The organism is Thalassobacillus devorans, assembly GCF_900176565.1.
Classification (GTDB): domain Bacteria; phylum Bacillota; class Bacilli; order Bacillales; family Halobacillaceae; genus Thalassobacillus; species Thalassobacillus devorans_A.
Window position 1 is genome coordinate 542,210 of the sequence record NZ_FXEH01000006.1, and the last position, 13,507, is coordinate 555,716.

Consider the following 13,507-nt stretch of genomic DNA (forward strand, 5'->3'; position numbering starts at 1 on the left):
TTGTCATTAAAAGCAGGGGATACGATCACCTTCGAACGGACATTTACAAAAGAAGACGTGGAGTTATTTACGAATATTTCCGGGGATGAGGGCGTGCATCATTTAACCCCGGATGAGCAGGGGAGGCTTGTCGTGCAAGGATTACTTACGGCCACCCTTCCGACGAAAATCGGTGGAGATTATAACGTCCTCGCCCGGACGATGAACTTCGAGTTTATGAGGCCGGTATTTACCGGGGACACCATCGTTTGTGAAGCGACCATTGACAACTTTGAAAAGACAGAGAACAATCGAACAGAGATTATGGCTTCCTTTTCCTGTACCAATCAAAAGGAAAAGGAAGTGCTGAAAGGGAATTTTGCTGGAGTTATTCTATAAAAAATATTATGGTTTGTTTTAGGTGGGGAGGTCTAAGCCCACAAATTTAGCCTGGAGTGATTGTGTTATTCTTGTGGTATAATATGAATAAATACTACTTATGTGGTGGTGGATTCATGAAAAAACTTGAAGGTAATGAGGCAAAATTATTCAAAGAAATTATTCAGGAAGATGAAATGATCGTTGAGGTTGATGGGAAAAATTATTATTTATCGGTAATTGAAACCTCAGAAACAACAGTTAAAGAAGATGTGGAAATAGATCCTCATTTAAAGCAAAAGTTGCTACAAGCCAAAAAGGATATTATGGACGAAAATATATATTCAACTGAAGAAGTATTGGAATTGATTGATCAAGGTAAAGTTTAAATGGAAATAAAGTGGACAAAACAAGCTTTCCAGGCTTTTCAAAATATTAAAAGTAACCGTTTCACTTTGCAAGAGACTAAAGAATACAAAAAGAGATTAGTGAAAAAGATAGATAAAAAGATTCCTTTACTAGGCACAAGTATTCCAGTGCAAGACCACCATGGATGGGAAGGTAGCTATAAAGTAATTATCGATAACTTTGTAGTGTACTATTCTTTTTCACCTGACAAAAAGACATGCTATATAGAATATTTTAAGCATTTTAGACAAGAAAAATAGCTTCACATAAGAATCAAAAGAAATGGTTTGCCCTTCCTAAACGGCTGGGGCAGACCATTTTTATTATCGATCTCTTGATTGCAACAAAAATAGAAATGCAATCAGTGATGCAGGAATGTTATCTCGTTTTTTCCATTCTACTAAGTATCCGGGCATACGTTCGAAGCGATCGACCGCTTCTGTGGGAATGGCTCCCCGCTTGATGATCGCCCATGTTGCGCCATCCTGATCAGTAATGGTGAAATGGCCGATGACGGCATCACCCTCGGCGCTCCAGCGCCACTGGTCGTGCTCGATGTATTGTGTGATTTGCTTCCCTTTATTTTTCGTATCTTTCGTATAGGCCACGTAGTGCCCCTGCCTGTTCTGCACGTAACCCCGCCACGAGAACCCACCTTTCTTTTCTACTTTATATAACAGGCTTCCGTTTTATCTTTTAATAGGAAATCAGCTGAACGCACGGTATCAAACGACATAATAGCGGTGATACTTGTCAGAATTTTTTGTTTGAGGCCGACTTCTTCCTGAATTTCCCCATAAAGCTCGCCATCCATAGCAAATAAACCCGCCTGATAGGATTTCATCGGCTTTTGTCCGAGGTACATCCGGGCAGGAACGCATTCGTACGTGGCATTTGAGTCATCGGTTTCGAAATCGACTTCTGTCTGCTTGGCTTTTTGCCAGTCCAGATAGCCGGTCCGCAACAAACCGAGCCCGCTTATCGTAAAGATGGCGCTATACACGAGAGAAATAAGTATTCCGCTTGGGTTCATGGTAATGAAGCCGATGATAAAGATAAGAGCAATAAAAGATAAAGCAGCGCCTGTAATCAGTTGGCGCCTGGCGTCTTGAAAAATGAGTTCTTTTACTTGAGTCATCCGATCTACCTCCTTACATAAGGTACGTTTGAAATTGGAAAAAGTTTCACTATCTATTGATGGAGGTGGATCTCATGATTCGGACAGGAAGAGGGCGGAAGAGCGTGAAGTTGTTCGAATTGGGGTGGTGTTCGGACAGGAAGAGGGGGAAAGAGCGTGAAGTTGTCCGAATTGGGGTGGTGTTTGGACAGGAAGAGGGGAAAAGAGCGAGAAGTTGTCCGAAAAGGGGCGGTATTCGGACAGTATGAAGGAGAAAGAGCAGGAAGCTGTCCGGATGTGGTAATTATGTCTAAGAACCTGCGCGTTTGGCGCATATCATTTTCAAAGATTATTTGTATTATCAGTTATTCCTTGAAAATTATGTCATATTATGGATAATTAACCATATAGCCTTCCTGGTGTTTCGACATCAGGAAAATGTCACCTTCTGAAAACTTAAAGGGGTTCTTTTCTTATGGTTCTGTGGCCCTTGATTAACAAACCGGTTCACCTTTACAGTGCTGTTGTCAAACAACAATCATAAGCGATTATCTCTAGGAGGCGATTAAGAAGATGGAAGTAAAAAAGTTATTATCCAGTACAATTTTAGTTTCCGCTTTAACTGTTGGAGGTTCTACGACAGTATTTGCTGACCACTCGGGAGATAGGAATTGCAGTGATTTTGATACCCAGCCGGAAGCGCAGGAACATATGGATGCTCATGAAGGGGATCCGGACGGCCTGGACCGTGACGGAGACGGCATCGCCTGTGAAAGTCTCCCAGGTGGGGACACGAACAGGAATGACAACGGTAATGATTCTGCTTCTGAAACAGAAGATGGCTCCACGGAAGATGATACTACAGCTGAAGAAGAAACCAGCGATGAAGGTACCACGGAAGATACAGAAGAAGTGACAGAAGAACAGGGTGGAAAGCTTCCTGATACGGCAAGCCCACTTCCACTTGGCATTCTTGGCGGCCTTGGTGCCATGGCTCTCGGTGCGCTTGGAATGCGTAAGCGAAAATAAGTCTGGTACCACGTTGGAGGGTGTACATGATTCGCAAATTTGCGATGGTACTTTTTGTGAGCGGCTTTATAATTTTCGCGTATAGCGGCTGGCAGTTTTACGAATCCAGGCAATCGGTGGAAGATATTCCACAGGATACAGAAGCCGGGACTCCAGATGAGCCAGTGGATAGTATAGAAACCGGAAGTGTTGATCCGGTGACCCCGTCGATAGATCCGTCGACATTGAATTACAACATAGATAAAGGCGAAAAAGTGGCTGCTCTTGATATCCCTGGTATCGGGAAGCGGTTTTCAACCTTTTGGGGCACCGATGACCAGACACTTGGCCAGGGAGTAGGCATGTACGTAAGCGAATGGACCACCGTCCCTAACCGGGAAGGCGGGCATACGGTACTTTCCGGTCATCGGGACACGGTATTTACCGGTTTAGGTGAACTGGGTGAAGGTGATACCCTGGAGCTTCAATATGACGGGGAAACCTACACCTATGCGATTGAAAAAACGTGGATCACGGATGCCGATGATCGGTCGGTCATTGTCGAAAAAGACGAGCCGACGCTGACTTTGACGACTTGTTATCCATTTGATTACATCGGTTATGCCCCGGATCGTTATATCGTCGAGGCTAAGCTGATAGAGTAGTATAGTTGTTGGTAGCGTGACTGGTTTTCAGAAGGTATGAATGAAACCCGGGCTTATGGCAGCCCGGGCTTTCTTTTTTTAATGCACTATGAAAATAACCAAAGCAGCTTCTCTTTAATAGTAAATTAGGACAAGTTGATGTGAAAAAAGAAAAACACTTTAAATGAAAATCCTTGAATGAAGAAAGGGGATTCTATGAATCAAGTAATCTCAGCCATTTACATATCGGTTTCTATTTTACTTTTCACCTTAATAGGAATAGCGACATCTTTTCCTTACGTCAGCTTAAGTTATTCCCATAGCATAGTCTGCCATGGGTGACAATGGGGCTGGGTGTTTTTTATTTGGTGAAAAAAGAGACCTGACACAACAAAGCAGAAAATGACCGGAGAAGCAGGAAGGCTTTTGCTACCATGAAAGTAAGGGAGTGAGGGGCATGACTTGGGTGGAGTCTTTACAAAAAGCGATTGACTACATGGAAGATTATTTACTGGAGGATATCTCTGTCTCATCTATTGCTGAACAAGCGAATGTTTCCGTCTTTCACTTTCAGAGAATTTTTTCTTTGTTGACGGATACCTCTGTAGGGGAATATCTGAGAAGACGACGGTTAACGTTAGCGGCAGAGGAATTGAACCGGACAGAGTCGCGGATTATTGATATCGCCTATAAGTATGGCTACGACACTCCTGAGGCTTTCTCGAAGGCCTTCCGCAGACAACATGGTATTACCCCAAGCAAAGCAAGAACAAATTCGGGAAAGCTGCAATCTTATAACCGCCTGGTCATCCAGGTGAGTCTGAAGGGAGCAGAACCAATGCAATACAAAATGGTAGAAAAAGAGGAATTTCAAGTGGTTGGTCTCAATCGGGAGTTTTCCATCAATGATGAAGGTAACCTGAAAGGGATTCCGGAAATGTGGGATGATTTCAATGCAAAAGGTACAAGTGCAGGATTGGCTTCTTTGAATAATGGTCCGGTTGAAGGCCTGTTGGGCCTATGTGTCGATAAAAAAGATAACCACATGGACTATTGGATTGCAGCTGCACATGACGGGGATATCCCGGAAGGATTTTCAAGCCTGGAGATTCCTGCTTCTAGATGGGCGGTTTTCGAAGTGCATGGTGCAATGCCAGATGCGATGCCTAAAGTCTGGAAGCAGATCTTTTCGGAGTGGTTTCCATCCAGTGGTTATGAGCATGCAGGTACGCCTGAGATGGAAGTATATTTAGAAGGTAATCCTTTCTCTCCTGACTATTATTGTGAGATATGGATTCCGGTTAAATAGGGTAATCTCTCGGAACTGAGTCTTCCGCATAAGGGCAGGTTTGTGTAAGACTCAGTTTCGAGATAATATGAAGCTACGGAATAAAGTTGCTTGCCATATTAAGGTGTATATTTAAGTTCAGATATATATTTTAAAAGGAGGAATTTGGATGGATAACAGTAACCAGGTGATTTGTGATAAAAGGTCTTACTCTAGTGAGACTAAATCTCATAAACATAATTTTGGTCAGTTTCTTTTTCCTTTACAAGGTTCCTTAGAAATAAGTGCTCCTCTTCAAGAAATAAATCTTACTTCCGATTATTGCTTTTATCTTCCCCCTGCGCATAATCATGAATTTCGTTCAAAAGTCAGGAACGAATTTCTTATCTTAGACATTCCCGAAAGTTTTTTATTGTGGGATACAGAAAGCATGTATTTACCGTTGGATGAGCAGTGGACTTCGATTCGTTTCTTACTATTAAACGAGATTGGTAATAGGGGTAAAGAGTCAGCTTCACTCAGAGATTTAACCAGATATGTAGCACATAAATTAAAAAGCTCTAACCCCGCGTCAATTGAATATATTCACCGTCATTATAAAGAAACTATTACATTAGATACATTAGCTGGAATAGAAAATTATCATCCTATTTATTATTCTACATGGTTTAAACGAACAACAGGTAAAAGTCCCAAAGTATATATAACGGAGTTAAGGCTAAAAGAAGCGAAAAAATTATTAATGAACACTTCTTCGACCATATCGTATGTTAGCCAGGAAATAGGTTTTGAAAACTCTTCTTCCTTCACAAGGTGGTTTGTTAAATGGGAAGGGGTGACTCCACAAAACTACAGAATGCTTAAGAATGGATAAAAAGAACCTTAAACTCAGTAAAGATGAAGCAGTAAGATTCATCTACAATGGGTTTAAGGTCTTTTTATTGAGGTGATTTAAATGGAAAAGAAATGGTCTCCATTCTTAGTTTTACTAGCCGCCACTTTATGGGGGACAGCAGGTACGGCCCAGGCTCTCGCTCCAGATACTGCACACCCAGTTGTAATTGGAGTCACCCGCTTAGCGTTAGGTGGTATTCCTTTATTAATTCTTCTTCTTCTATTAGGGAAGTTAAATTTTAAAATGCCAGTAAAAGAAACGCTTCTAGCCTCTTTAAGCATGGCATGTTATCAACCATTCTTTTTTTCTGCCGTAATGTTGACAGGTGTGGCTATAGGAACAGTCGTAGCTATTGGAAGTGCACCTGTTTTATCCGGAATTATTGAGTGGGTTTTTTTAAAGAAAAGACCTACAAGAGTATGGTGGTATTCAACTGCTTTATCGATAATAGGGTGCTTTATGATTTTTATAAATAGAGAATCTGTAATTGTACACCCTTATGGCATAGTAATGGCTTTGGTAGCAGGATTATCTTTTGCGAGTTATACTTTGGTTAGTGGAAAATTAGTTAAGAAAAATTCATCCATTTCAATAGTGGCGATTGTATTTACACTTAGTGCAATCTTTCTATCCCCATTGTTATTTATCTATGACATGACATGGATTACTAAAGGGGATGGCATTGCAGTAAGTCTCCATCTTGGAATTGTTGCAACCGGCGTTGCCTATTTTCTGTTTGCCAGAGGTCTGATAAATGTTCCTTCATCAACAGCCGTTACTCTTTCATTGGCAGAACCCCTAACTGCTGCACTGTTGGGCGTATTTTTCCTTGGAGAGCATTTATCTTTAACTTCTTGGGTAGGTATCTGTTTCTTATTATTAGGGATTGGTTCGTTAATTCTGAATTCAAAGTATTCCAGTAAAAACATAAAGCTAAGATCCGGTTCCAATGTAAGTAAATAAGAGCAGAAAAAATATTGGGTCAGTATTTAAGTAACCAATATAATCTCGAATCCGAGTCTTAATGAAAAGGGGGCTTTACTATTAAAGAGGAAAGGATATTTCAATGAATTTCAGTTTTGTGAAGTTTGAAGTGTTATTACCAGAAGAATACATTGTACCTTTACGTGACCAATTGAACAAAAATAAAGTATTAACTGTTGGAGAGTATGATCATGTAGTATCTTATACTGAGACCAAAGGGTATTGGAGGCCCCTAGAATCTTCAGAACCTTATTCAGGTGAAAAGAATAAAGTAACATTTGGATCAGAGTGCAAAATGGAATTTAAGTCGCCTTACAAGAGAATAGAGGAGATAAGAAATATTATTAAAAATATTCATCCATATGAGGAACCTGTAATTAATGTCGTGCCATTAATTACGTAGCTTTTAGAATGATTTTTTGATATCGAGTTTTAAAGTATAGGGGGCTTATCTGGAGTAAAGATAAGTCTCTTTTTAGTGAAAAAGGATTGAGTTCCTGAAGATGATTTGAAATAATTGGAATTATGTATAGGGTGACTTTATCAATAAATACACTACCATCAATTAAGGAGGTACTATGAAGAAAACATTATTAGCTATATCAGCAATTGTTAACCTACTTTACTTAATAAACGTGCTTGTTGATTTCGGTATCAGGCTGTCCAGTGTAATGAATGTTGTCTTGGGGTTGATATTTGTAGTAAGTATTTTGGGGTCATTATTTTTCCTAATACAATCTAAAAAAAATTCGGGCTATCACCCTTATCTCTCACTTACGGTGCTTACATTAAGTATAGCTTCCTTTGGATGGTTTACTTTTATAAATTATTTATCATTAATAATGGAAGTGTAAAGTCTCTTATAAGGTCGATATCTTGAAATCGAGTCTTCATGTAACGGGGGCAAATCTTGAATAAGACATGCTTTTTTTGTATGGGAAAAGGTCATTTTATTAATAAATACAATCTGAAAAAGGAATGGGGACTTGTATGACTGAAATTAAAGAAATAGGATCTTTATGTTCTTTAGACGACAAAGGCTATATCATAAACCAGTCTGATAACAAAAATATCAATAAGAAATTCAGAGAAGTCATCCAACTTATAAAGGAAAGCTGTCTTTACGCTTTACCAAAGGAAATTCACAGCATTTACATAAGAGGTTCTGTGCCAAGAGGGTTAGACATTGAAGGTGTATCGGATGTGGACGTAATAATCGTAACCTATTCCAATCCTCAAGAACTTGACCTGAATTGGGTGGAGGAGACGGAACAATTTATTGATCAAAAATTTTCTTTTATCAACGGTATAGAATTAGGATTCAGCCCTTTAAGTGAGGTTGAAGAGTCAAAATATTGCTCTATGATCCCTTTTATTCTAAAAACCTATGGAATTTGTGTTTATGGTGAAAACCTAATAAGTAAGCTTCCTGATTATAAACCCGACAGCTCCTTGGCGAACGAACACCTCATTCACTTAACATCTCTAATTAGTAAAGCCAAGCATGATTTAACGGGAAATGAAGACATTGAGGACATTAAGGATTGCTGTTCATGGATCATGAGAATTATTGTGAGGGCTGGTTGTGCGCTTGTCATTGTTCAAGAAGAGTCGTATACAAGGGATCTATTCCCAGCCTATGAACTATTTTCGAAGCACTATCCTGAAAAAGAGCAAGAGATGAGAACAGCCCTTTGGTACGCAATCAACCCCTTATCAAGCTCAGAAGAGATATTGAAATTCTTGGGTCACTTTGGAAACTGGATAGAGGCGGAAACAGAAAATTGGCTTGACGTTTATAACCCAACAAGGAAAATGCATCTACCACTTCAGTGATATAGTTACTGTTTCTTTTTTATTTAAATTAAAGGGTAAACAACAAAGTTATCTCGAATTCAAGTCTTCTGTTAAAGGGGCGATTATTCAATAAGAATTAATCGCCTTTTCTCTACTTAAGAATGGGATAGGTTTGTTGAAGACACAGGTTTGAGAACCGTTTTAAAAAAACTATTTACAAATTTGGTAGATAAAAGGATAATGTAGAGAAATATCTAACTGCGATGAAGAGAAGAGTAGGTAAATCAATTTTCTTACAGAGAGCCCCGTTAGGTGAGAAGGGGTAGGAATTGTTTACTGAACCAAGCCTCAGAGCATCATATTGGAACCTTTTGAAGGGGATAGTGTGACGGGAGCTCCCGTTATAGAGCTAGGGTATAAACAACGATAAAGTCTGTCGTACCCGACAAGATTAATATGGTGACATATTAATAAACTGGGGTGGCACCGCGATAAAATACAATCTCGCCCCCAAGACACATGTCTTGGGGGTGGGATTTTTTATTTACCAAAATCATTTTACTGATAATCAGTCAATAATGAAGGAGGATTTGATGTGGATATAAAGAAAGTATTTTATACGTGGAAGAACCCCTTTCTCCTACTATTCGGTATCGGATTATCAAATATAGGGGATTGGATCTATTTAATTGCATTGAATTTGATTGTTTTAGATATGACGGGTTCACCTCTCGCTGTGGCAGCCCTATACATTCTAAAGCCTTTAGCGACAATATTCACTAACTTCTGGTCTGGAACCATCATCGACCGTCTGAATCAGCGAGACCTTATGGTGAGGTTGGATTTAGTAACGGCAGTTCTAATCTTTATTCTTCCTTCGATATCATCCCTTTGGCTGATTTATTTGGTTGTTTTCTTAATCAATATGGGAAGTTCAGTTTTCGAGCCTACTTCTATGACATACATAACTAAATTGATACCTTCAGAAAAGAGAAAAAGGTTTAATTCCCTTAGAAGTCTCATTGATTCTGGTGGCTTTCTGATTGGTCCTGCCATAGCTGGTCTGCTTTTTATGTTAGGAACTCCTTACATGGCAATCTATATAAATGCATTAACATTTTTAGGATCAGGATTAATTACCTTATTACTCCCCCAACTAGATGATTCAACATGGAAACAAAAAAGTTTTCCTGACCTATCCTTCGGGCTTCTAAAGAAGGACTGGAATATAGTTAGGATTTTCACTCATAACTTTCCTTTTGTAATGGTGATCTATTTCTTGTTTAGCCTGATGATGGTAATGGCTACGGCTTTAGATTCACTCGAGGCAGCTTTCTCTAAGGAGGTTTTACAGTTATCTGATTCGGAGTATGGCTTTTTGGTAAGTATTGCAGGGTTTGGTATTGCAGTGGGCGCAGTTGTAAACACCTTATTTGCTAAGAAAATATCTACTTCATTATTGATTGGGTTGGGACCGTTATTTGTTTCCGTTGGATATATTGTTTACGCTTTTTCATCAAGTTTTGAAATAGCTGCGTTAGGGTTTGTAGTGCTATCATTTTCACTTGCATTTGCAAATACAGGCTTTCACACCTTCTATCAAAATAATATTCCTGTTAATGTTATGGGGAGGGTAGGAAGTATTTATGGTCTTATCGAAGCGTTTATTATCATAGTAGCAACTATTTCTATTGGTATAGCTGCTCAATTATTATCTGTTAAGTTGGCTGTAATTATTGGTTCATTTTTAATGCTTTTAGTTACAGGCGCATTGTGTTTGATGAGTTTTTACTTTGAGAAAAAGTTTGATGAACCCGTATATGAGACTGAAACAAATGAAGGTTTATGGGAAGTAAATTAATGCTTTTACATTGCAAACTTCATGGTAATCCTTAGTTGGGAGTCCTGTTTTATCTTGATTACAAGTACTCCAGAAAAAGGAGCGATCGTTTAATTAAGAGGTATTCGTCACTACCTGTATTATTTTGATGTGGAAAGGAAGTATTTCAAATGGATGTGAAAATAGAGCCATTAAAAGGATTTACTCCACAAATAGGTCACTTAGTGTCGCAAATGAACTATGTGCGAAAAACAACATTAGAAGCTGTATTAGGACTAACAACCTCCGAATTGGATTTTTTACCAAGTAAGGAGGGGAATAGTATTGGAGCCCTTTTATTACATATAGCTGCTGTAGAGAAAGGATTTCAAATAGAAATTTTTGATGGCCGAAGACCAAATGAGCAGGAAATGTTGGAATGGGGAGCTCCATATAGTCTTGGAGAAAAAGGAAGAAAAAATATTAATGGATATCCATTAGAATTTTATATCACCAAACTTGAAGAAGTTAACATAGAACACTTCAGAAATTTGCAACGTTGACTGATGATTGGTTATACGAAAACAGGCTATGGGATAATAATCCATCTAATAACTACTTTATTTGGTTTCACGTATTTGAAGATGAAATTAATCATAGAGGGCAAATAAGAATAATTAGAAAAATGTTGTTAAAAGAATAATCATTTATTTCATTGTTTATCATGTATGTTTTATCAGATTATCTTGAAACCGAGTCTTCCGTTATTGGGGGGCGATTCCGTAATAGTAAATTATGATGCCTCATCATTTACGAAAAAGAAATGGTTTTAAGCAATCGAAAAGAATTCTTTAGAAGACATATATGTAAAACTTAGGAATATAGGAGGTAAGAGATATGAAGATTCATAGAATGAATCATGTAGGTATAATCGTAAATGTTCTATCTCCTGCTTCTTAACCTTGAATTTAGAGAGCTAGGGGAAAACGAGGGCCAGAAGGGATTATTTTAGAGTATGCGGAGCAAATAAATATTGAGGGGACTTTGTTAAGCAAAAAGGGACGAAATCTATCTGTTGATTAACCACTTCATCCTCCTATTTCTTAATGATCCCTCAGTAAGGAGGTTAATATTTGAAGAAGCAAGTGTTGTTTATTCACAGTGCAGGTCCTCAGGAAGGGAAGCAAGGAAGTAGTCACCTAATCGCATACTTACAAAAATCTATTAGTGCGGATTACCACTTTTCCTCTCCTGCCATGCCAGATCCTGAAAACCCGAGTTATGCTTTGTGGAAGGACGTACTGAAAGAGAAACTTTCTGAATTGAAGGGTAATGTCATTCTGATCGGCCATTCACTTGGTGGCTCTGTACTATTAAAATATCTTTCAGAAGAATCTTGTGACTTATCGATATCTGGCTTAATTGTGATGGGAACACCATACTGGGGCCTAGATAAAGAGTGGCCATTTAAAGAATTTGACCTCTCTGATGATTTTGCTTCGAGACTTCCTAAAATCTCACAAATCTATCTTTATCATAGCCGTAATGATGAAGTGGTCCCTTTTAGTCATTTAGAGCACTATGCCTATAAGCTTCCACATGCGAACACTAGGATCTTCGAGTACTACGGGCATTTATTTCAGGATGATTTGCCTGAACTTGTACAAGATATCGAGTCTTCCGGGTAGTGCGTGTTTGTTTTCAGTAATTTTACTACAAAGGGGGAAATTTGGTGAGCAATATAATGCTGCGAGACGTAATGGAAGATGATCTTCCGTTTTTCTTCAAACACCAACAGGATCGGGATGCCAATCATATGGCGGCATTTACAAGTGAGGACCCGCGAGATTGGAACAGCTTCTTAACACAGTGGAATAAAATTCTGGCGGATGAAGACATCATCAAGCAAACCATCACTGTTCAGAATAATGTTGCTGGAAATATTCTGTGTTTCGAACAGTTCGGCGTACCAGGAGTCAGCTACTGGATAGGTAAAGAATATTGGGGCAAAGGAATCGCTACCGATGCTTTAAGGGAATTTCTAAAACAGGTTACCATTCGTCCACTTTATGCGCGTGCTGCCAAGGACAACATTAGGTCACTCAAGGTATTGGAGAAATGTGGTTTTACAATCTCTGGGGAAGACAGTGGGTTTTCTAACGCACGAGGTCAAGATGTAGAAGAATTTGTTCTTATACTTGAATAAAGATTATTTGCACTACGAAATTGCGCTCGTTATTCTTAATCCTGCTAAATGATTTTTAGAAACTTTAGGGTTTCTGTAGGATGGAGGAACCCAACTTCGGGGTGAGTAAAATGTGCTCATTTAAGAAATTAATTGCTAAAGGTGACAGATAAGATGATAATTCTTCTATTTACAGCTGTTCATATATTGTTAGGCTAAATATTAATTTATTTCAAAGGGAAATTGCCAAAACCACTAAGTACTTTTTCTATTATCTTACTTGGTATGAGTTTCTTATATCTTGTCAAAGGATTTTTTATATAAAGCACGTACTTGCGTTCGAAAAATATTTATGGTGGCGAGTGTTCAAGGATAGGAGATGATACGGTATCTCCTTTCGAATACAGGAATATTGAACAGAGAAGTGAAGTTTATATGGGATGACGGTGAAAGGTTGAGGAGGGGTGTGTTTGGGTAAAGCCTGGAATTTATTTTTAGGAATGTTTGTTATCTTTGCACTGACAGGGTGTATTGCGGAAGATTATGATGTTGGTGTTCCAACCGCTCATTTAAATACAGAATCTCACCTAGTTGCAGGGAGTCAATACATACAATTAACAGAAGCAAATATTGACTGGCGTTCCTCAAGTGGAGAAGTAGAGAAAAACATAGGTAATGTTGAAGAATTTGGGTTGTCTCAAGAGGAAATAAATGTTTTTCCAAACCAGGAAGCTTCTATAGAGTTTGAAGAGAATAAAGAAAATGGGGGAGATATTTGGACTGACCCCACGATAACAGCTGCATTATGGATGAATGGAGAAAAAACCGACATCAAATGGAATGAATATAGAGAATTTCGATTTCCAACGAACAAGGGAAATTATGTTTTAGAAGTTACGTTTGCAAATGGAAACAAAACTGCTCAATATGTAGGGAATATTGTTATTCGATGATTATTTCACCAAAAATTTCAAATAAGCTAATTACGATGGAATTAGTAGAAAG

Annotated in this window: 16 protein-coding genes, 1 pseudogene and 1 other annotated feature; of the genes and pseudogenes, 15 read left to right on the forward strand and 2 right to left on the reverse strand. The window is 38.7% G+C overall.

Features of this window, described 5'->3' with window-relative positions; genetic code table 11:
• The 3 genes from B9Y67_RS13555 to B9Y67_RS13565 all read left to right on the forward strand — a co-directional run bounded on the left by B9Y67_RS13555 (position 1) and on the right by B9Y67_RS13565 (position 1,025).
• Entirely contained in the window at positions 1 to 378 is a 378-nt protein-coding gene (locus B9Y67_RS13555) for an FAS1-like dehydratase domain-containing protein (protein ID WP_085507280.1), read from the forward strand.
• Positions 379 to 494: 116 nt separating this feature from the next.
• Positions 495 to 746: a hypothetical protein gene (locus tag B9Y67_RS13560; RefSeq protein ID WP_085507282.1), complete on the forward strand. Its 252-nt coding sequence runs from the start codon at positions 495 to 497 to the stop codon at positions 744 to 746.
• A complete protein-coding gene (locus B9Y67_RS13565; RefSeq protein ID WP_085507284.1) occupies positions 747 to 1,025 on the forward strand; it encodes a type II toxin-antitoxin system RelE/ParE family toxin in 279 nt (92 codons plus the stop codon).
• Positions 1,026 to 1,088: 63 nt separating this feature from the next.
• Here the strand turns inward: B9Y67_RS13565 and B9Y67_RS13570 are convergent, their stop codons facing one another.
• Together B9Y67_RS13570 and B9Y67_RS13575 are read right to left on the reverse strand one after the other, a co-directional pair.
• Positions 1,089 to 1,373: a hypothetical protein gene (locus tag B9Y67_RS13570; RefSeq protein WP_085507286.1), complete on the reverse strand. Its 285-nt coding sequence runs from the start codon at positions 1,371 to 1,373 to the stop codon at positions 1,089 to 1,091.
• Positions 1,374 to 1,429: 56 nt separating this feature from the next.
• Entirely contained in the window at positions 1,430 to 1,903 is a 474-nt protein-coding gene (locus B9Y67_RS13575) for a hypothetical protein (RefSeq protein WP_085507289.1), read from the reverse strand.
• 552 nt (positions 1,904 to 2,455) lie between these two features.
• Between B9Y67_RS13575 and B9Y67_RS13585 the strand changes: the two genes are divergently transcribed.
• From B9Y67_RS13585 to B9Y67_RS13645, 12 genes and pseudogenes are all read left to right on the forward strand, one after another.
• Positions 2,456 to 2,911: an excalibur calcium-binding domain-containing protein gene (locus B9Y67_RS13585; protein ID WP_085507292.1), complete on the forward strand. Its 456-nt coding sequence runs from the start codon at positions 2,456 to 2,458 to the stop codon at positions 2,909 to 2,911.
• Between the two features lie 26 nt (positions 2,912 to 2,937).
• Positions 2,938 to 3,555, forward strand: coding sequence for a class D sortase (locus tag B9Y67_RS13590; protein WP_254901803.1), 618 nt, complete (start codon positions 2,938 to 2,940; stop codon positions 3,553 to 3,555).
• A gap of 436 nt (positions 3,556 to 3,991) precedes the next feature.
• A complete protein-coding gene (locus tag B9Y67_RS13595) occupies positions 3,992 to 4,843 on the forward strand; it encodes an AraC family transcriptional regulator (RefSeq protein ID WP_085507294.1) in 852 nt (283 codons plus the stop codon).
• Between the two features lie 148 nt (positions 4,844 to 4,991).
• Positions 4,992 to 5,696: a helix-turn-helix domain-containing protein gene (locus B9Y67_RS13600; protein WP_085507296.1), complete on the forward strand. Its 705-nt coding sequence runs from the start codon at positions 4,992 to 4,994 to the stop codon at positions 5,694 to 5,696.
• Positions 5,697 to 5,777: 81 nt separating this feature from the next.
• On the forward strand, positions 5,778 to 6,680 hold the full coding sequence (locus tag B9Y67_RS13605) for an EamA family transporter (RefSeq protein ID WP_085507298.1): 903 nt from the start codon (positions 5,778 to 5,780) through the stop codon (positions 6,678 to 6,680).
• Positions 6,681 to 6,783: 103 nt separating this feature from the next.
• A complete protein-coding gene (gene cutA, locus B9Y67_RS13610; protein ID WP_085505791.1) occupies positions 6,784 to 7,104 on the forward strand; it encodes a divalent cation tolerance protein CutA in 321 nt (106 codons plus the stop codon).
• Positions 7,105 to 7,691: 587 nt separating this feature from the next.
• Positions 7,692 to 8,537, forward strand: coding sequence for a nucleotidyltransferase domain-containing protein (locus B9Y67_RS13620; RefSeq protein ID WP_085507300.1), 846 nt, complete (start codon positions 7,692 to 7,694; stop codon positions 8,535 to 8,537).
• Positions 8,538 to 8,752: 215 nt separating this feature from the next.
• Positions 8,753 to 9,013 (forward strand) — a binding site (T-box leader).
• A gap of 86 nt (positions 9,014 to 9,099) precedes the next feature.
• Positions 9,100 to 10,359 (forward strand): MFS transporter, encoded by a 1,260-nt coding sequence (locus B9Y67_RS13625; RefSeq protein WP_085509187.1) that lies wholly within the window; start codon positions 9,100 to 9,102, stop codon positions 10,357 to 10,359.
• 149 nt (positions 10,360 to 10,508) lie between these two features.
• A pseudogene (locus tag B9Y67_RS13630) lies at positions 10,509 to 11,020 on the forward strand (DinB family protein).
• A gap of 430 nt (positions 11,021 to 11,450) precedes the next feature.
• Positions 11,451 to 12,005: an alpha/beta fold hydrolase gene (locus B9Y67_RS13635; RefSeq protein ID WP_085507302.1), complete on the forward strand. Its 555-nt coding sequence runs from the start codon at positions 11,451 to 11,453 to the stop codon at positions 12,003 to 12,005.
• A gap of 56 nt (positions 12,006 to 12,061) precedes the next feature.
• Positions 12,062 to 12,523 carry a GNAT family N-acetyltransferase gene (locus B9Y67_RS13640; protein ID WP_176224072.1) on the forward strand — a complete coding sequence of 154 codons (462 nt, stop codon included), beginning with the start codon at positions 12,062 to 12,064 and terminating at the stop codon, positions 12,521 to 12,523.
• 443 nt (positions 12,524 to 12,966) lie between these two features.
• On the forward strand, positions 12,967 to 13,455 hold the full coding sequence (locus tag B9Y67_RS13645; protein ID WP_441007559.1) for a hypothetical protein: 489 nt from the start codon (positions 12,967 to 12,969) through the stop codon (positions 13,453 to 13,455).
• The last annotated feature ends 52 nt before the right edge of the window (positions 13,456 to 13,507 follow it).